Genomic DNA, 18,710 nt, shown 5'->3' with positions numbered 1-18,710 from the left:
TGACCTGGTGGAGATGAGGGGATTCGAACCCCTGCCCCCTTCGATGCGAACCCCGGTGGGGCGTACCGCTCCTGGTCGCCGGATGCCATCCGGTGCCGTCAGGTGCCGCGACAGCGACGTCCGTTGATCTCTGCTGCGCTCCTGTATCGACGGGTTCGCTGACTTTTCGCTGACTCCGCCATAGCGCCGCCCAGCTGTGCCCATCGGTTCTCCAGCATTAAGATCTGTCGCGATGACAACTTCCGCTTTGTCGGGCGCGCGGTGGCTGTTGCTGGACGATTACACCAGTGAGGTAGACGTCATGCCGGGCGTCTGCCACGACATCGACGGGCTCTTCGTGGACCTTGAGCCCGTCCCCCCACCCGAGATCTTCAGTCTGCTCGGCTGCGATCCGGCGGGTCCGCTGCTGAAGGCGCTGCGGCATACAGGGACCGAGCGGGCGTGGCTGCCCAGCATCGCCCTCGTTCCCGTCCACCGACCGCAGCAACGGCCCGCCACGTGCCGACAGCATGAGCATGGGTGTACGTGCGATGAAGAGCTCATCGACATCACCGTGGTCAACCAACGCCCGTCGGCAACGCGGGCGGGCCTGGTGGACCTCGACTTACGCGGATACATACGACTGCTTCCGGAATGGGGATTGCCAGAAGAGAAGCCTGATGTGACGGGCTTCCGCCTGGCTGCGCTTGATAACGAGGAGCTCGGCGAGTGCCTGGATGTCGCCGGAGTCTTCCGCAAGCGCCCCACTACGCCCGTTCGGCCGGTGACGCTGATCGGCTTCCGTCCCAAAGCACCGCTGCCGGGGATTGTCGAGGGACGCAGGATCACAGCGTCCGTCGTGGCCATCCAACGCGACGGACGCATCGCCGGAGGGGCCGGGGTGCTGTCGGCCACCGTCGTCTCGGTCTGCCCGTCGAGGTCAGGCGACGGCCTGCTGGACATCGCCCTCGACGACGGGATGGAAGAACCACTGCCGAGGGGCGCCCGCGAAATCTTCCAGATGTGGTACGACGGCGGCCCTGCCGAGCCCAACCTGTGGGCACGCTACGACCGGCTGATGCGGCACGAATGGCCCGGCTTGGCAGCCAGTCACCGTCTTCAGGACCTGCCTGACAAACCGGCTGGAACGACCTATCACCTCGACGGCCGTTTCGTCACCGACATCGACGCCTTCTACTGCGCCATCGGCGAGGCGATCAACGGTCCCGGCGGCTACTTCGGCTGGAACCTCAGCACCCTCGACGACTGTCTCGACCACGGATGGGGCGCCGCCGGCCCGTTCCAGCTGGTCTGGCACCATTCCGACGTGGCCCGCCGGTTTCTCATCCCTGGTTATGACCGGCCGGACCACCGCCTGCTCGACTGGGGGCCGAGCGTCGAATTGAACGACCTCCTGGAGATCTTTTCCGAGCACGACATCGAGGTCGAGCTCCGCTGACTCAACACTGGCCGCCTCTTGTCGTTCGAGCCGACATGCCCTCACCACCGTCCGCCATGCGCGATGAGTCGCCATCAGTGCCAACAGGGCAGAACGAAGATCAAAGGTTGAAGCCGAGTTAAGAGCCCAGACTCACACCTGTTGTCGACGAGCAGATCTCGACCACGCTCAACCGCTACACGCACGCCTCACGCGACCGCAACAACAGGGCTCGCGCGGTATTCGCTGACTTCTCCCTGGCCTCCTCCCAAAGGTCCTCTCCATGGATCAACAATCGTCCGTTGACGAATCAGCCACATAGCCCGAACACGGTGAAGCCCGATTCCACGAGCTGGAGTCGGGTCTTTCGGCCTCTCGCCCCATAAAGGGCTATGACGGCGAAAAGAAGCACCACATGGGCGCGTTCCGTCTCTGGCTTCCCTCACAATGATCATGTGATCGATTACTACCGCAGCTTCTTCGAGCAGCATCAGTGGCTGGAGGACGGACTCTCCTGGACCGTCGTGCAACCCCTCAACGAAGAGATCACTGTGGACGACCTCCTGCGACGACTGAACGGCGGCCTCGCCCCCGAGCAGCGCGTCATGGAGTATCCCCGAGAAGAGGCCGGGGATGAGAACCGCCCCGTCCTCCTCGTCTCCAGGGGAGAGGGAACCTGGGGTTTCCTCGAACTCGCCTACGGCTTCGGCCTGTCCGACCGCGTCCTCACCGCACTCAGCGCGGAGTCACGCGTGTGGATGGTGACCTGGCACTTCAACGGGGGTTACACGATCCTCCACGCGGCCAGCGGCGAGATCAGAGCGCGGATGCGCAACTTTCTCTCCGCCCAGTACGCCGTTGAGGAAGGCGATCCAACTATCCTGGCCGGCTTCCGTACCATGCTCGACGGCCTCGACCCGGAGGACTACTCCGGCAAGCGCAGCGCGGCGTTCGCCTTCATCGAGGCGGCCACCGGCCTGGGCTTCGAGAGCGACTGGCCGGATGTGGTGGACGTCCCCGTCGTCATCCTCGACAACCCTGGTGCCTGACCCAGTCACAGGCCGATTTCCTCGTCACGGTGGGGCGGCTCACCCGCTCCGAGAACGTCCGCTGACTTTTCGCTGACTCCAGCCTCGGAGTCCTCAGCGGACACCGCACCGCGCGATCGCGGCCACCAACGACCTGCACATCACCTGAACAGCGAAAAGGTCCGACTCCATGACTGGAACCGGACCTTTCGATCTTGTGGGGTGTCCACGAGTGTGCGTGACCTGGTCGGATCAGGGGCCTTGGAAGATCGCTTCCCGTATGGAAAGTGATCGTTTCCCGAATGTGTCGGGGCGGGTAGGAGTTGCCGTAGTCCTCGCCGAGAATCGGGTGGATATGAGCGGTCCCCTGCCGACTCCTCCGGGCACCTCTGCCGACCTGGAAGAACGGGAAATCAAGGGGGGCGCGCGGCGCCCCCTCTACGCGCCCCCGCGCACCCCCTTTCTGGCCGGTCGTTCGGGGCACAGAACTGTGCGAGAACTACAGCTTGCCCATTGCGGGACTACGCGCAGCGCGGCCTCGGCCGCGGCTCGCCGGGTCCGCCCGTGGGTCAGCGCCTCGCGTACGGCGTCGGCCCGCGCGCGAGCGGTGGCCAACTCGGTACGCGTGGCCTCCATCTGAGCGGCCAGTTCCTCGCGCACCTGGGGCGCCTTGGCGTCGGCCTGCTCGGTCCGGGCTCGTTCGACGGCGAGTTGGCCGGCCGCCTTCTGGCGGGCGGCGCTCACCGACCGACACGCCGCCATCGCCCAGGACACGGCCGCGGCCGCGATCGCCGCCAGCGAGCAGGCCGTGAACGCGGCCACTACGAGGCAACAGCGCGCCGAGGGGTCCGCACGCGCGGCCCGGTGTACCGTCGGCGAACCTCCCCACGCGGGAAGTTGAGGCGAGGAACCGATGGCCGTGATCTTGCTCTGTGGCTTCCCTTGAAGGCTTTGAGTCACTGGCGCGTGGCGGTGTAACAACGGATCTTGACCGTGATCCAGGGCGTCCGCCGATGCCGGTCCGCGGTGGCCTCGATGGTTGCGCCGAGCACGGACGCACTGCTCGTCGGTGAAATGGGTATCGGCCAGGCGCGGATTACGGCCGGCGGGTGATCCCTTATTGCGGACTGACCGAGGCGCCGTGAAACCATCAGAAAACGCTCATAAAAACAGCTGTCCCCCTTGTATGGTATCGGCCGCGCCCGATACGGAAAAAGGTCAAGCCATATTTCTGATGACAGTCGGAACAACAAGGATCGCGAGTCAATGATGCGGAAATCGCAGCCGCACTGAAAATCGGCACAAAATACCGAAACCGTCTGTTGTTATTTGCCACGCAATGTGATGTCTTAGTTGATGGTTCGTGTTGGGCAGGCGGTATCGGTGGGATGTGCATCGCTGTCGCCTAAGACGCGCCTCGGTCCTACGCACAGAGGGAGTCGAACTGGGGAGTGGCACCTGTCTGCCCAGGTGATGGGGCAGAAGCTCTACAGCGCCGCCGGGCACGGGTGGCACACGTCGGCTCACGGCGCCGGCGTGTGACTTCCGAGTCGTCGCTGCGCGCACGTCTTTGACGGGCGCACACATCCAATTCTTTCGCGTGCGTGTTTCGCGCACGCATTCAATCCGGTCGCATCGTGTTTTGTTTTGTGGTGCGCGGATGTCTTCACGTGTTCCTCGGGCGTCAATGGTCAGGAGTTTTCTTCGTGCACGACAAAAACCTGGTGAAGGTCTACAAGGACCGTCAGTACACCTCCACGACGATGGTCCGCCACGACGGCATGGTCGTCGCCTTCGCGGTGGGGGCCGACCGGCATGTCTACTACAGTGTGCTGAGCCTGGACCAGGCCGATCGGGCGCGGGGAGCGCTGGATGCGGCCTACTGGAACAACGATCCGGGGCTGCTGCCCTTCCCTACCGAGATGGTCGAGGTGAGCGCGGAGGCGCCGCTGACGGCGGTCATGCCGACGGTGAAGAGGCGCGGCTCGGTGGAGGCGTCGTTCTCGGAGAAGTTACTGCCGGGAGAAGACGATCCGTTCCTGTCGACGACGGCTCGGCTGACCTCTACCTTCCCCCTCCAGGTGCTCTCAGACGGCCGGCACATCCTGGTGTTTCGCCAGTCGGTCGCCTCGGGCGATGCGGGGTCGGTGTACAAGACGAGCGCAGGCTCGTGGTCGGGGGATGCGACGCGCAAGGACTACACCCTGGTCGGCGGGGCCAAGATCGCCGCCGCGGACTCCGCGTTGCTGTGCGACCGGTTCGTGCTGGTCGGCGCCGAACTCAAACCGGTCGTGGAGGCGCGCTACCAGCGCAGTCGCAGCCGGATCGCTCCCGCCTCCGGTGGAGACACCCTCGGCACCCGCGACATGGAGGGGCGGCTGTTTTACGAGCCGACCCTGAAGCTGTCGTTCGCGGGCAAGCTCAGCGGCGGGATGTTCTCGGTGCTGTCGCTGCCGACCGCGATCTCGGGGTTCTCGCGCTGGCAGGTCTTCACCGCCGACGACGCCGGCCTCCTGCACAGCTACAACCTGGAACAAAGCCCCGAGGGGTTGTTCAACGTCGCCGGCACCCAGCTCTACACCAGCCCCGACCCCAAATTCGCCAGCTCAGTGCTGGAGCGGGCGCCGGGCATCGATTCGCACACCGGGAAACTGCTGGTGCCGGTGCGCCCACCGCAGAACCGGGGAGGCACCGCGCTGCGATTCGACAACACGGCCAGCGCCCCGGTCATCGCGGGGAAGATCGCCACGGCGGTGACCGCCGGGCCGTACACGATGGAGGCCTGGATCAAGCCCGCCACCGCCACCACCACCGGCCTCATCGTGGGCCGCACCGACACCACCGGCACGGCCACCCCGGCCTATCTGAGCCTGAAGGCCGACGGCAAGCTGCTGTTCGGCCACGGCTCGCAGACCCTCACCTCCACCTCGGCGGTGGCGATGGGCACCTACTCGCACGTGGCGGCGGTCTTCGACGGATCACAGCTGCAACTGTTCCTCAACGGCGTGGCCGCAGGGACCCTGGCCACGACCGTGAAGGTCGAGGTCACCTCCCAGCTCCTGGTCGGCAAACGGGTCGTCTCCGGCCCGGCGGCGGCCGATCCCTTCAACGGCCACATCGACGAGGTACGGATCTGGACGATTGCCCGCGCGAATTTCTCGGCGCGCGGGCAACGGCCGACCGGCACCGAGGCCGGACTGTATGCCTACTTCCCCTTCGACGAGGGCACCGGCACCACGGTGTATGACCGCGGTGTCAACAAATTCGAGGGCACCTTCGCCACCGGCCCGGTGTGGACCGATTCGGACGCACCGTTGTTCGACGGCCCCGGGGTGAGCCACCAGTCGTTCTCGATCACCGGGCGCAAGGTGGTCTGCGGCCTGACCGCGACCTTGTACTACCAGCAGCACCCGGCGGTGACGGGATATGACCACACGCCGTCGCCGCAGAAGGGCCAAGCGCGGGTCTTGCTGGCCTTCGCCACCTCCGGGCCGCCACCGACGGGTGAGCCGACCGGCCGCTCCTACCTGGCGACCCTGGACTTCGCCCTGTCGACGGAGGGGAAGCTGGCCACGGCGCCGGCAGTGATCGATCTGACCTGGATCGGTACGGCCGACCCCACCAAGGACAGCGACAAGCTGCGGGCCGCCCAGGAAGCCGTCACCGCGGCCCGCGGCCAGCTCTACAACGACCAGGCGCTGGTAGCGCGTATCCCAGCCACCCTGGCGCGGTTGGGGCAGCTTGACGACGAGCTCCACGGCGGCATTTACAGCATGAACGCCCAAAGCAAAGTCGCCGGTCCTGCCGGTAATCGGGGTCGGGAAGTGAAGGCGAGAGTAGAGGCCGAGGCGGCAATCCTGCTACCCGAGTACGTGAAACAACTCGAGGCCAAAACACGGCTCGGGGCGGACAAAGCGGCCTTGGAAACGGCGCTCAACACCCAGGCCACGCTGAGCGGAGGGCTGCTCGGCGCGGCCGAGGCGGTCTTGTCGATGCCGAAGGTGTGCATCGACCGCTCGGGCCTGACCGTGCTGGGCGCCTTGTTGTCGGTCGCCTGGACAACTCACGCCCCCGCGCTGCTGGATGTCTCCACCGGTGAGGTGGCGCTGTACTTCCGTGGCGGGGATGGCCAGTTCTTCGCCGTCTACTACGCAACCACCATCTCCCCGGCCGTCAAGGAGATCACCGTGACGGGCGGCACGTTGCGCCTGTCGGGCCGCGACGTGGCGATGAAGCTGGCCGACTTCGACGTGAAGATGACCGGGACCGGGACCGGGACCTGCAAGGTGGAGGTGAGCCGGGGGACGACGGTTGAGACGTTCCCCTCGGTCCCCGATCGGGCCGATCTGCTGGCCGCGGTGCTGAACGGCTCGGCACGAGGATCGACCCTGGGAACGGTCCTGTCGGTCCAGGACAAGACCGTGACGCTGACCGAACCGCTGACAACCACCCTGGTGGCGGGCTCGGCCATCATGGTGGGCGAGGACAGCTACACCGTCGCAGGCGGGCAGTCGGGGTCGGCGCAGATCACTCTGTCCACCGCCCCCTCCACCGCCGGTACGGGCGCCAGGGTCCGCATCGCGGCCTATGACTACACGCTGGCTTCGTGCAACGTGGCCGGCATGTCGCTGGCTCACGGCTCGCTGCTGGTCAGCGCCTACGCCGGGTCTCTCACCGCGTCGGTGCCCGCCGGCACTGCGTCCAATCTCAGCGAACCGCTGGGGCCGCGCTGGCACGGTGACGCGCCGGGACGGGCGTTCTCCTTCGACAACGCCCAAAAGCACCATCTGGAACTGACGAGTACGGCGAACATCTCCGCCCTGGCCGCGGCCGGGAACCTGACGCTTGAGGCCTGGGCCAAGCCGACGTTCGTCGACGGCTTGGACACCATCTTGCACACCGATGTCGGCGACACCTGGTACGCGCTGGGTGTGGAGCACGGCACCCGGACCAACGGCGAGTCCGGCTACGTCATCAACGCGAACATCAACACGCAGGCCTTCCGCAGCTCCGAGGTGTTCCCCCTGGCCGAATGGGCGCATCTGGCGGTGTCGTTCGAGCAGGACTGGGCGATCCAGATGGACGGCACCGGCCATCTGAACGCCGGTGGCGCGGGCGGCCTGGACCTCGTGGACGACCTGACCATCGAGGCGTTCATCAAACTCGACTCCATCGGCGCCAAGCAGGGACTGGTCGGCAAGGGCACGTTCGGCGCCGGCAACCACACCGCGGTTCCCTACTGCCTGTATGTGGACACCGACGGTCGCCTCGCCTTCACCTTCGAGCCCGGCTCCGGCTCGGAGGCGGCGAAGATCTACAAGTCGACGACGGCCCTGACGGCGGGCACTTTCAACAAAGTCGCCGTCACCCGAAAGAACCCGACGGGTACGACGACCGAGGTGGAGATCTGCTTCTTCATCAACGGCAAGAAGGTCGGCGACTCGCAGTGGTACGGCGGCACCAAGCCCGTGGGCAACGACTCGCCGATCGAGCTGGGCCGGATGATGGAGGGCAAGACGGCCTCCGGCCTGAAGGGCGCGCTGTCGGAGGTGCGGATCTGGAACGTCGCCAGGAACAACACCCAGATCGGCGCGCCGATCACCGCCAAGGCCTCCGGCCTGGCCGCCTGGTGGACCTTCCCCGAGAGCAAGGGGTCTCAGACCGAGGACCTGTGCGGCACCTACCCGGCCACGCTGCACGCGGTGAGTCGTGTCCGCACCCCCGACCCCGACGGAAACCGGTTCACCTTCTACCGCAACGGCAGCACCGTCCCCTCGGAGAAGACGGCCTCGACGACGTCGAGCGTGGTGCGGCCCACCTCCGTGCGCTCGGTGGTGGCTGATGGGTTCACCGGCGACCTGGACGAGATCCGGGCCTGGCGCACCGCGCGTACCCAGGAACAGATCCTGGACAACATGTTCGGCCGCGTCCGCGGCGACCGCCAGGACCTGCTGGCCTACTACCCCTTCGACGCCGATGACACCGTGACCGGGGCGGCGGTGAAGGACGCCGGCTTGAGCGGTCATCACCTGACCCAGTCGAGTCCGGCTCCCAAGATCGTGCTGTCCACCGCGCCGATCTCCACCGACACCGCTCAGATCCGCTCCGCGTTGACCGGTATCCGCACCGCCTTCCACACCTCGATCGCAGCCACCCCGGCCGCCACCGAGTACGGCGACATCCAGCGCCTCACCGACGACTCGCTCATCGGGGTACTGAAACGGGCCTATACCTACCTGCAGACCGACAAGTCCTGGGCACTGATCACCGGGTACAAGGTCGGCGAGCTGACCACCACCTGGGTGGGCCAGGCCCAGTTCGACCCGCAACTGATCGGCTACATCGAAGGCGCTCCACCGATCCCGTCAGAAAACCTCATCGCCGGCACCGCCGGCGACTACGCCGGAGCCTCCTCGATCGCCTTCGTCCAGGCCGACACCGTCGTCAACGCCTTGTCCTCGAACAAGCACCACAGCATCGACACGTCGGTGAAGGCCAAGTTCGACACGATGTACAACGACGACACCTGGGTCGTGGCCGCTCCGCTCGGCGCCGGCACCGCCAAACCCGCCGCATCCACGACCGTGGAGTGGGGGCTCAACGTCGAGCTCAAGTACGCCAACACCTGGAACAACGAGACCAAGGTCTCCCAAGGCACCAACACCACCCGCACCAGCAAGGTCACCCTCAGCGGCGGCTGGGAGGACCCCGACCCGGCCAAACAGGTCAACCCCACCGCCGGGCGGCGCTGGGTGCCGGCCAACACCGGATTCGCCGTGGTGCAGTCCGAGACCGCCGACCTGTTCGCGCTGCGCCTGGCCCACAGCGGCGCCCTGGTGGCCTACCGGATGCTGCCCAGCCCCGACATCCCCCGTGACTGGAACCTGATTCCCTTCCCGATCAACCCCCGCTACACCAAGCAGGGCACCCTGGACGGCGTCGTCGGCTACGCCAAGGACGCGACGAGTAAGGAGCTGAAGCCCTTCGCCGACCCGGACTTCCCCAACGCGGCCAGCGACGGCGTGCGCGGTGAGTTCAGCTACTTCCGGCCGGTGGAGGCCTACCGGATCAAGAAGCGGATCCAGCGCGAGCAGCAGCAACTGCAGGGCTTCTACGAATCGGTGTCCACCGAGACCCACGCCCCCGACCCCACCCACGGCCAGGCGGCCAAGGTGCTGAACGGGATGATGGGCGGCACCGGCGCCGAGATCACTCAAGGCGGCAACCCCGAAAAGGGGCGATCAGCCATCCGGGAGGCCTCGCGCCGCAACATCGTCAACACCTACGTGTGGACCGCCGCCGGCGGGTTCTTCGCCGAGACCACCGGCACCACCGATCAGGTCACCGAGACCACGACCGGCTCTTACACCTTCAACGCCGCCATCGGCGGCTCCTTCACCTTCGGCGGCGAAATAGCGGGCTTGGGCGTCAAGTTCGGCATGGAGTCCGCCACCGGCACCGGTTACAGCATCACCCGCAGCAAGTCCAAGGACTCCACCCGCACCTTCAGCCTGGACGTCAGCTGCACCCCCGGCGCCCAGCTGCAAAAACACAACGGCGACACGCCGCTGTTCGACGCCGACAACAAGCCGATCCTGGTGCCCGGCCGCGTCGACGCCTACCGCTTCATGAGCCTCTACCTCGACACCAGCACCGACAACTTCGAGGACTTCTACGGCAAGGTCATCGACCCCGAATGGCTGGACCGCGGCAAGGACCCCAACGCGCTGGCCCTCAAGCGCGCCCAGCAATCTGATCGCAAACCCCCCTGCTGGCGCATCATGCACCGGGTCACCTTCATCAGCCGCGTCCAGGACACCGCCACCACCACCCCCTCGCTGGCCCAAGCCATGGGCGCCCTCGGCATCACCAGCGATTATGAGCTCATCGGTCGCCTGCAGCCTCACCTGGCCGGCGCCACCGGCGACTTCACCGCGTTGAGCGCGGCAGCAAAAACCGCTCTGGCCACCCACTTCGCCCGCCTGGCCCCCTACGCCGAGACCATCGTGGGCCGCCTGGCGGCCTACTACAACCTCCCCCCCGACACCCTCATCATCACGCCCACCGCACCGAAACCCCAAAGCACCCTCACCACCACCACCAAGTCCATCACCAAGGGGACGAACCTCACCGTCCACTACTCCACCCCGACCGGCACCGTCAGCGCCAAAAACTGGATCGGCCTGTATCCGGTCGACAAGAAGCCCTCAGAGATCGAGGCCCTCGAATGGGCGTACGCCCCCAATGCTGAGGGCACCGTCGCCATTCCCACCACCAAACTGCCCGGCCTGGGAACTTACGCGGCCTGGTACCTCCACGACAACGGCTACACCGCCCTGACGGGCGTCCTCATGTTCACCGTGACATGACCCATCGCCACTGACGAGCCACCTGCGGCGCCGGGCAACCTCGCCCGGCGCCGCAGGACCGATTCGTTCCACCCTGCTCGCATCTGGCGCCCCCGCTCACCGAGCTGCCCAGAGTCACTGACTGAGTTCGGACGTTTGTACGGTTTCTTGCCCGTCTTCAAGTCGTTGCGGTCGGACGACCGTCCCCGGTCCACTTCGCCGGAAGCAGCAAGCCCATCGGCGCCGGATTCGGCAACCCCCGCAGCACGACCTCGCCGCCGTCAACGTCCCTCTCCGGCAAGGTGCCGGCGTGGACGACCAACAGCTCGTCGTGGGTTCCGGTGGCGATCGTGCGGCCGCCCTGGCGCATGGCCACGCGGTCGGCGGTGCGAATGACGGACAGGCGGTGGGTGATGACCAGGGTGGTTCGGCCTTCCCTGACCTGCGGGCGGCGAAAAGGATCTTGCAGGCGGTAGTGACTGCCAGTGCTTCGCCATTTACAGCGTTTGAGCTTCCCCCCGCAGGACGGACACCCAGCCCGGAGCCGGCATCACCATGCCCAGCAACGCGAACTCCGACCGCCACCAGCGCTCTGACATCACCCGGGCCTTCCTGGACCCCTGCTCCGCAGCTTCCAAACCAGGGCGAACCCGATTCGGAAACCCCTGAAACAACAAGATCCCGCCTGATCGCGATGATCAGACGGGATCCCGTCAACCTCAGTCCAGCCGTTTCAAGAACGGCCCCTTGTGGAGATGAGGGGATTCGAACCCCTGACCCCTTCGATGCGAAGCCAAGTCATCCGGCCTGAGTCCTGGCCTTTGCGCTACTTAAGCTGCGGGGACGGTCCTTCGTCGTCCGTGATCGTCCAGCCTCGTCCGTCGCCGTTGTCACCCAGTTGGTCACTCAGTTCTTCGCGGGTCGACTCCCCCGGTGCGCCACGAAGCTCCCGCGCTGAAGCAGCTTGATGGCACGTCCCTCGTGACGGATCATCCGCTCACGCGTTCGCCCACCGGGCCGGAGTAACCGAGTTGCGAGGTCTCGGCCGGGACCACGATGTCGGCGACCTCGACCGGCCGTCCATCGGCGAGATAGGTCCGCTGGATCGTCAGCACGATGGACCCCGGCGAGATGCCGAGGCGCTTGGCCTCTCCTGGAAGAGCGGCGCGTGCGCTGACGTCCTCAACCCAGTCATCGACGATCACACCGATCTCGGCCATCCGGTGCGTCACCCCGTGGCCGGCCAACGGTCCGTCTTCCGGCATCGCCACGATCGTGCCTCTGGTCAACTGCAACGGCTCGTAGGAATCCGACAGCATCCAGACCTGACCAGCGGCCCGGAAGACGTACCGGGTGTGCATGACGTCATCGCGGTCATCCTCGGGCTCGTCGAGAGCGAGCCGGGCACGCACTTCCGGCGACGCGCGCACCGTGGCGGACTCGTACTCCCAGCTTCCGGCCATCGCCTGCTCAAGCATGCTCGCGGCGAACGGTGAGCCGGCCTTCCGCTCTCGGTGCCAGGAGCGGGGAATCCTCCGGACCGGTGGCCGCTCCCTCACGAAGGTGCCCGCACCGGGGCGGGAGATGACATGCCCTTCCTGGGCGAGCTGGCGGATCGCCTCACGGATGACGCCTTCGGCTACGCCGTGTTCGGCGGCCAGGTCCTGGCGTGCGGGCAGGCGGGTTCCGGCAGGTAGTTCGCCGGTGACGATTTGCCGCCGTATGAGCGCGACGAGCTGAAGGTACCTGGGCTGATCCACTTCACCAGGTTGACATCCGGATATCCGGCTTGCAAGCTGGACATCCGACTAGCGAGCCGGATAGCCGGATCGCTCTTCTCCTGGTGGTGATCATGTCGACCTACTCACAGGATTACGCGCCGTTGCCCGGCAGCGTCGACGCAGCCGTACAGCACGCTCGCACCATCGCCAAGCAGCACCAGCCTGACCGCATCGATGACGCCGAACAGGTGGTGCGCGCCATGGTCTCCGACTCCCTCACCCGCACCGAACAGGGCAGCGCCATCCGCCTCGTCACGACCATCGCCCCGAACTGCATCCGCTTCGAGGTTCGTGACCCGAATACGCCAAAGCCGGGTACCCCCAGACACTCGAACGTATGGCAGTTGGTGTCCGCGCTCGCTGACCGGTACGGATCTCGCAGTACCCGAGATGACCACATGTCGTGGGCTGAGCTGTACGTCCGACAGGTGGCACCCGTATGACCCTCGTGCTGCCTGACCCGAGTCTGCCGATCGACGACGCCGAGTGGCTGAAGATCCTCACCGAAGCCTTTCCGGCCTGGAGCTTCTGGCACAGTCCCGCCGGCTACTGGAGAGGCACCCACCACCAAGAGCTGACAGAGGAGCAAGCCGTCCCCGACTCCCCGTTCCGGCGCACCGTGGAGGCCGAGACCGCGCGAGAGCTGGCAACCGAGCTCGCCAGGCAGGAGATCCTTCGGGGAACCTCGGCATGAGCTCCGATTTCGGTACGCCTCACGCGGTCTGCGACCACTGCGGCTACGACCTTGAGCGGAAGTCCGCGCTGGACGGGATCGTCTATCTGAACTGGCGCCTGGATCCGAAGCTCGATCGAGTCGCCTGCACGGCCAGCCCAAGCAAGAGGCACGCACCCCGCCATAAGACCTCCGTGAGCACTCGCCGAAGGGACAGCAAGCTTCCATGATCCCCCGGCTGCCGGTGCTTATTGAGGCGGCGGCAGCCGGGCCAGACCCCCGCGGGCGAGTGTGCGCAGGCGCTCACTCGTGGGGTCCGTGGTCCCGCTCCGACCTGGAGGGGAGAGCCATCCCGAAGAGTGGGACGGCATGGGGCGGGACCACCCACCTCGTCCGGCAGGCAGCGCACCCCCTCGCACCGCCGGACCCCGGGCCCTCGCCCTCCTTCCCCAATCAGGCGAGGGCCCACCCGCACACCGACGGGCGCGTTACCCGTCCCGCCCTCGCCCTCCCCTTATGAGGCGAGGGCTTCTGTCGCTCATCGGAGACCAGATGCTTCCTCGCATGTCCGTCTTAGACCGCCTCTGCTTGTGCTTCCGCCGAACGAAGATCCGCTTACGTCTCCGCAAAGCCAGACGGGCCGATGCGGCCATCGAGGAGTTGATGCAGGAGATCGGCCGAGATCCGGCGAAGGCCATGAAGGCGCTGCGGAAGCGCTTCCCGGACGCCGACGACACTTGATACAGAAGAAGCCTCTATCCGGCTGAGGGACCCTTACTTCTCTGCCGTAACAGCCTCCTGGCAGGCGGCCCACCCCGTCATCCGATGGCAAGGACCGACGAAGTCGGTTCGCGGCAGTCGATCGCCCCAGCGATCAACGGCGAGTTCCGAAGTGAGCGATCGGCACGACCTCAAGCGTTCTGATGCGTCTCATGCGACGACAAAGAGACGGCGCGCACCTGCGGAAACGAAATACGGCTCCCGAGGTTGGGCTTGGGTCGTTCAACTTGGCCACCTTCGTATGCCAGGCCACAGAAGGCCCTTCCTTGATCAGAGATACGGCGAGCCCACTCCTTGAGAGCACCATCTGTCAGGCTTCGCTGTCAAAAATCGGAACGGTCACTTTGGAAGTGAACCCTCAGAGTGTCCGCTAAAATGACCTTCTTTAGGAACGGATCAACTTCTATCTTCGGCGGACCTTGTGGACCAGAGTGCGGGCGACTCCATTCTAGAGTACCTCGATCTTGCCCTAAAGCACCTGGGAAGCGCGAGCGGGGATCTTGATATACCAGACCCGATAGCTCATGCAGATCTGCGGGCTCGCTGGTCTTCATATAGGGAGAACTTGGCTCGCAAGGTAATGAGTAACGACTACGCTCCCGCTCATGTGGAGATTGTAGATCTCCCTAAGGATGAAATATCTGTTCGCCCTCTTGCTCGATTACGCCCAGAGCATCGCCTTGTTTATGACGCAGCGGTTTTTGCTGCAGCAAATAGTATCGAATCTGCAATCCCGCGCGGGGTCTATAGCTACAGATGGTGGAAAAAACAGCAGCGTCTAGTCGGCCCCGGCAAGATGTGGATCACGATGCAAAGAGTTGCTAAATCTCTACACCAAAAGAAACCCTCTCTTCTGTTGGCTCGCACTGATGTCGCTGCCTTTTATGAGCACATTGAGGTCGATCAATTAATAGAGGATCTAAGTGGACTTAATGTTCCAGCATGGTCAATCGAGGTACTCGAAACTTTCTTGCGAGCTTTCAATGGCTTGAGTCATGCATGGGGCCTACCACAAGGCCCTGACTCTTCAGGAATCCTGGCGAATCTATACCTCATCCCCCTTGATATGGAACTTGCACGAAGAGGGTATCGCCATTTCCGATACTCGGATGACATGTATATTTTCGCTAATGACTGGATTGCACTTCGCGAGATAATCGTAGAGGCAAATAAGCTGCTGCGATATCGACACCTTAACTTGGCGGGCAACAAGACAAAAATTATTAAAAGCCGTGATGTCCCTAATGAGTTCGAAGATAGCGAGAAGGATGCCATCAGCTATGGCATAAGCGTTGCCGACGACGAGGCAGCGGACGAACTACGCGCCTTCTTTGACAAAGTCGTCACGCAAGAGCCAGTGAGAGTTAGAGATCTCAAGTTTAGCCTCGGCAAGTTCAAGCTCATTAAGGACGACTACGCAGTTAAATGGTTTCTGGCAAATATGGGAGAGGTGCCTCACCTAGCTCGCGAGGCGTTGGCATACCTTAGTCTCTTCCATAAAGAGAACCCTGAGATTGGTGATGCAGTTGTAGATCTGCTCACTAACAGTAAGCTCTTTTTATATCCGTACGCCGAACAACACCTACTGATATATATGATTCAGAATGCCGTACAGTCCAAACCAGGCGTTAAGGCAGCGTGGGATCTACTGCTAGATCGGAACAAGGAAAGCTTCGTGCGCGAGTTTGCTGCTCGCTACCTCGGGCTCTATGGTCTTCGGGGTGGCGCATCACGAATTAAGCAGGAATTCCAGCAGGAGCAGAACCATAGGGTGCGCCGAGCCTTACTGATCGCTTGTTATGAAGCGGGGCAATGCTCTAATCAGTGGCTGTCTGTTATAGCGGAATCCGATCCCGAGCTAAGGCTTACTGTCGAATATTTGAAGCAGCAGCCGCATAAGATTCCCGTTCCAACGACTGGGAGAAAATATGATTTCACCTGAGGATGGGCTTCGTCCTTACCTGGTAGAACTGGACAGGCTATACGAAGATGCATCTTATTCAGCGCAATCATATTTCGAGGCAGCCAAGTCGGCTGAGTTTTGGGGGAAGGCTATAGTTTTCATTCCGGCAGTGGCAAGCGCCGCCGCTTCCCTCCTGGTAGCACTTGGAGGCGATAAGCAGTGGGGGGCCGCTGGCGCTGTCGCCGGTGCGATCGCTGCGACCGCGTCTTTTCTTGGAGCGGGAAAGCAAGCTAGTTCATATAAGGACTCCGGCCGCCGCTTTACTGAGTTGCGTCACAAAGCCAGAATGGAGCGGACTTTAGCGATGAAGCGGCCGAATGAGATGGACGTAGAAAAGCAGCTCCGATTACTCCGAAAAGAGTATGGTGAAGTTGTTTCAAGCAGCGAGTTAATATCCAATCGACTATTCAAGCGCGTACAGCGACGCATTGATTCAGGCGTGCTTTCATATAAAGGTTCGAATGAGGACAAAAAGGGCGCGCAAGCTACCTAAAGGCGCAGTTTCAAAATTCTAGGTTGTCAGCAAAAACCTGTAAGGGCTAAGCGCTTCCGTCCAACGCGCAAGGGTGCGGCGGGGCGGCCGGGCGGGACCGGCCCGGAGAGGCCGCACGCCCGCCCGGACCGCCTGGCCGCCCGCCGCCCAGCGGGCGGCGGCTTGATGACGTAGGGAAGGTTTGAACCACGCTCGCTCTGGCTCGGCTATCGGCTCGCTCTGATCGCCTTAGCGAGTTCCTGCATGCTGCTGGTCACCACATCTGCTCCGGCTTCGGCGAGCTTCGTTTCCTTCTCAGGCTCGTTCACGTAGCCGATGCTCAGGGTTCCGGCGTTGGCCGCGGCCTGCATGTCGAAGTCGGAATCTCCGATTAAGACTGTCTCCCCCGGCGGCACATTAGCCCTCTCACAGGCTCGAAGCACCGATCGAGGATGCGGCTTCATCTCGGCAGGGTTGCCGATCGGACGACCGACAACTCCGGCAATCTGCTCTTCCAGCATCGCCAGGCCAAGGAAAGTCTCGATCGCGGGCTCGGAGTTGTTGCTCACGATCACTACGGGTTGGTCCGCCTCCGCACAAGCATCAAGAAATTCCCGCACTCCCGGCGTGATCTCGGCGCAGCCTGCGGCCTCGACCTCGTAGCCGATGAACGCGACCTCCACCTTGTCGACCAGGCTCGGCGCGAAGGACGCCGTACGGCGCAACACCTTGAGTGGGTCGTCCAGCTCCGCGACATCCTGGGGAAGCTCTGCTCCCTCGTCCTGGAGCAACTGCTTGAGCCGAGCCGCGACCACAGGTGCCGGCAGACCCGCGAAGACGCTGCACACTGGGCCGTCGAAGTCGAGAAGAACGGCACGGGACTGTCGGAAGATCTCCGTCAGTGCCTCGGTCACAGCTCGACTTCCCGACTGATCGTGGTCCACATGCTTTCGAACCACATGCGAACCTGGGCGACGTACTGCGACTGCATCGACGAAGCGTCCTCGGTCACCTGGTAGTGGAACAGCACCGCGTCCTTGCCCATGACGTCGTACAGCTCGTGTGGCTCGCCCTTGATCCGCACCGTGTGCTTGACGACCGGGTAGAAGCCGAAGAAGACCTGTTCCCGGTTGATCACGTAGAACTTGAACGCCGGGGTCGTTTGGTGGACGCGCACCTCGACGGATGCGGACTTCACCAGCCCGAGGTCCGCCAGCTCGTGGACAGCATCCGCGATGGCCTGCGTGCTGCGCTGCTGGATGCGGTGGGCGCGTGCCCGAATCACCGGGTCGTCGCCGAGGTCTTCGGCCCGGCACGGCAGGGACATCGGTTGATCCATGTCCGGGACCAGGATGCGGATGGCGATGGAATCGGGTGTGAGTCGTCCAAGACGAATCTTGTCCAGCGGCTCCTGGAGCATGCCCTGAAGCGTCTCGCCGGAGAAGCCCGCGAAGTCGATGGCGACGTTGGTCGCCTCAAAGGCGTGCTCGATGTGTGGGCGAAGTTCTACCGGCCGCTCGGTGCGCTCCCGGACGAACACGCCGCTCCCCTGACGCGACACGATCAGGCCCTCGTCCCGTAGCAGGCGGATGGCCTGCTGCACGGTCATGCGCGCTACGCCGTATTGCTTGGCCAGCTCGGCTCCCGAAGGCAGCTTCTCCCCCGGCTCGAACTTCTTCGTCAGGATCGCCGCGCGCAGGGCGCTTGCCACCTGCTGGTAGGGCGGGCGCGGGTTGTCAGGGTCGAGACTCATCACGCAAATCAGTCTAGTTCTCCTAGGTCGCCTAGGCCAATTCCCCTTGAAGGGTTGACATGGCTAGCCATGCTGGTCAACATTGATCCACAGCCAACCTGGCTAGGCAGGTTAGACAACTCAAGGAGTGATCCACATGCGCAACATCCCCGTCGACCTCTCGGCCCTGGCGTTCATTGTCGCGGGCGAGCCCGAGCCCAAGATCGTGGACCGCGCCACGGGCGAGGTCAAGAAGGATGCGGAGGGGCGGGAGCTCTACACCATCCCGCTCCTGCCCAAGCCGAACGACGACCGACGCAACCCGGTGATCGTGGTGACGTTCCCCAGCGAGACGTTCCCTCAGATCCCCGAGGGCGTGCAGGTCGTCCCGGTCGGCCTGGCCGCGTTCTTCTGGTCGATGAACGGCCGCTCCGGTCTCGGCTTCCGCGCCGAGACGATCCGACCGGCCGCCGTCCGAGCCGCCTGACCGGTCTGACGTGGTGCCCCTGGAGCGGG

The 18,710-nt window shown here is 64.2% G+C and carries 15 protein-coding genes; 10 read left to right on the top strand and 5 right to left on the bottom strand.

What is annotated here, in order from left to right:
* Window positions 1-232: 232 nt before the first annotated feature.
* Both ACFY3V_RS33135 and ACFY3V_RS33130 read left to right on the top strand, forming a co-directional pair.
* Window positions 233-1,438: a barstar family protein gene (locus ACFY3V_RS33135; RefSeq protein ID WP_389778992.1), complete on the top strand. Its 1,206-nt coding sequence runs from the start codon at window positions 233-235 to the stop codon at window positions 1,436-1,438.
* A 434-nt stretch (window positions 1,439-1,872) separates the two neighbouring features.
* Window positions 1,873-2,466, top strand: a complete 594-nt coding sequence (locus tag ACFY3V_RS33130; protein WP_362903569.1) for a hypothetical protein — start codon at window positions 1,873-1,875, stop codon at window positions 2,464-2,466.
* Window positions 2,467-2,883: 417 nt separating this feature from the next.
* Here ACFY3V_RS33130 and ACFY3V_RS33125 read toward each other — a convergent pair whose 3' ends face one another.
* Window positions 2,884-3,267, bottom strand: a complete 384-nt coding sequence (locus ACFY3V_RS33125; protein ID WP_389778989.1) for a hypothetical protein — start codon at window positions 3,265-3,267, stop codon at window positions 2,884-2,886.
* 884 nt (window positions 3,268-4,151) lie between these two features.
* Here ACFY3V_RS33125 and ACFY3V_RS33120 point away from each other — a divergent pair.
* Window positions 4,152-10,814, top strand: coding sequence for a LamG-like jellyroll fold domain-containing protein (locus ACFY3V_RS33120; RefSeq protein WP_389778987.1), 6,663 nt, complete (start codon window positions 4,152-4,154; stop codon window positions 10,812-10,814).
* Between the two features lie 157 nt (window positions 10,815-10,971).
* Here the strand turns inward: ACFY3V_RS33120 and ACFY3V_RS33115 are convergent, their stop codons facing one another.
* Both ACFY3V_RS33115 and ACFY3V_RS33110 read right to left on the bottom strand, forming a co-directional pair.
* Window positions 10,972-11,169: a hypothetical protein gene (locus tag ACFY3V_RS33115; protein WP_389778985.1), complete on the bottom strand. Its 198-nt coding sequence runs from the start codon at window positions 11,167-11,169 to the stop codon at window positions 10,972-10,974.
* A 613-nt stretch (window positions 11,170-11,782) separates the two neighbouring features.
* Entirely contained in the window at window positions 11,783-12,553 is a 771-nt protein-coding gene (locus ACFY3V_RS33110) for a GntR family transcriptional regulator (RefSeq protein ID WP_389778983.1), read from the bottom strand.
* Window positions 12,554-12,645: 92 nt separating this feature from the next.
* On the opposite strand from ACFY3V_RS33110, the gene ACFY3V_RS33105 reads away from it, so the two are divergent.
* The 6 genes from ACFY3V_RS33105 to ACFY3V_RS33080 all read left to right on the top strand — a co-directional run bounded on the left by ACFY3V_RS33105 (window position 12,646) and on the right by ACFY3V_RS33080 (window position 16,483).
* The gene (locus tag ACFY3V_RS33105) at window positions 12,646-13,017 is read left to right on the top strand and encodes a hypothetical protein (RefSeq protein WP_389778981.1); all 372 of its coding nucleotides are present in this window, start codon (window positions 12,646-12,648) and stop codon (window positions 13,015-13,017) included.
* Window positions 13,014-13,268: a hypothetical protein gene (locus ACFY3V_RS33100; RefSeq protein WP_389778979.1), complete on the top strand. Its 255-nt coding sequence runs from the start codon at window positions 13,014-13,016 to the stop codon at window positions 13,266-13,268. The genes ACFY3V_RS33105 and ACFY3V_RS33100 overlap by 4 nt, the downstream gene beginning before the upstream one ends.
* Window positions 13,265-13,477 carry a hypothetical protein gene (locus ACFY3V_RS33095; RefSeq protein ID WP_389778977.1) on the top strand — a complete coding sequence of 71 codons (213 nt, stop codon included), beginning with the start codon at window positions 13,265-13,267 and terminating at the stop codon, window positions 13,475-13,477. Before ACFY3V_RS33100 ends, ACFY3V_RS33095 begins: the two co-directional genes overlap by 4 nt.
* 334 nt (window positions 13,478-13,811) lie before the next feature.
* On the top strand, window positions 13,812-13,988 hold the full coding sequence (locus ACFY3V_RS33090) for a hypothetical protein (RefSeq protein ID WP_389778975.1): 177 nt from the start codon (window positions 13,812-13,814) through the stop codon (window positions 13,986-13,988).
* A 619-nt stretch (window positions 13,989-14,607) separates the two neighbouring features.
* Window positions 14,608-15,969, top strand: a complete 1,362-nt coding sequence (locus ACFY3V_RS33085; protein ID WP_389778973.1) for an RNA-directed DNA polymerase — start codon at window positions 14,608-14,610, stop codon at window positions 15,967-15,969.
* A complete protein-coding gene (locus ACFY3V_RS33080) occupies window positions 15,956-16,483 on the top strand; it encodes an SLATT domain-containing protein (RefSeq protein WP_389778971.1) in 528 nt (175 codons plus the stop codon). Before ACFY3V_RS33085 ends, ACFY3V_RS33080 begins: the two co-directional genes overlap by 14 nt.
* Before the next feature lie 206 nt (window positions 16,484-16,689).
* Here ACFY3V_RS33080 and ACFY3V_RS33075 read toward each other — a convergent pair whose 3' ends face one another.
* Both ACFY3V_RS33075 and ACFY3V_RS33070 read right to left on the bottom strand, forming a co-directional pair.
* Window positions 16,690-17,376: an HAD family hydrolase gene (locus ACFY3V_RS33075; protein WP_389778969.1), complete on the bottom strand. Its 687-nt coding sequence runs from the start codon at window positions 17,374-17,376 to the stop codon at window positions 16,690-16,692.
* Entirely contained in the window at window positions 17,373-18,215 is an 843-nt protein-coding gene (locus ACFY3V_RS33070; RefSeq protein ID WP_389779149.1) for a GntR family transcriptional regulator, read from the bottom strand. Before ACFY3V_RS33070 ends, ACFY3V_RS33075 begins: the two co-directional genes overlap by 4 nt.
* 136 nt (window positions 18,216-18,351) lie before the next feature.
* Between ACFY3V_RS33070 and ACFY3V_RS33065 the strand changes: the two genes are divergently transcribed.
* Window positions 18,352-18,681, top strand: a complete 330-nt coding sequence (locus ACFY3V_RS33065) for a hypothetical protein (protein ID WP_350945511.1) — start codon at window positions 18,352-18,354, stop codon at window positions 18,679-18,681.
* Window positions 18,682-18,710 lie beyond the last annotated feature (29 nt).

Origin of the sequence: Streptosporangium sp. NPDC000095 (assembly GCF_042899335.1) — a bacterium.
Taxonomy (GTDB): domain Bacteria; phylum Actinomycetota; class Actinomycetes; order Streptosporangiales; family Streptosporangiaceae; genus Streptosporangium.
The sequence above is the reverse complement of the archived record's forward strand: the minus strand, read 5'-3'. Positions and strand labels throughout refer to the sequence as shown.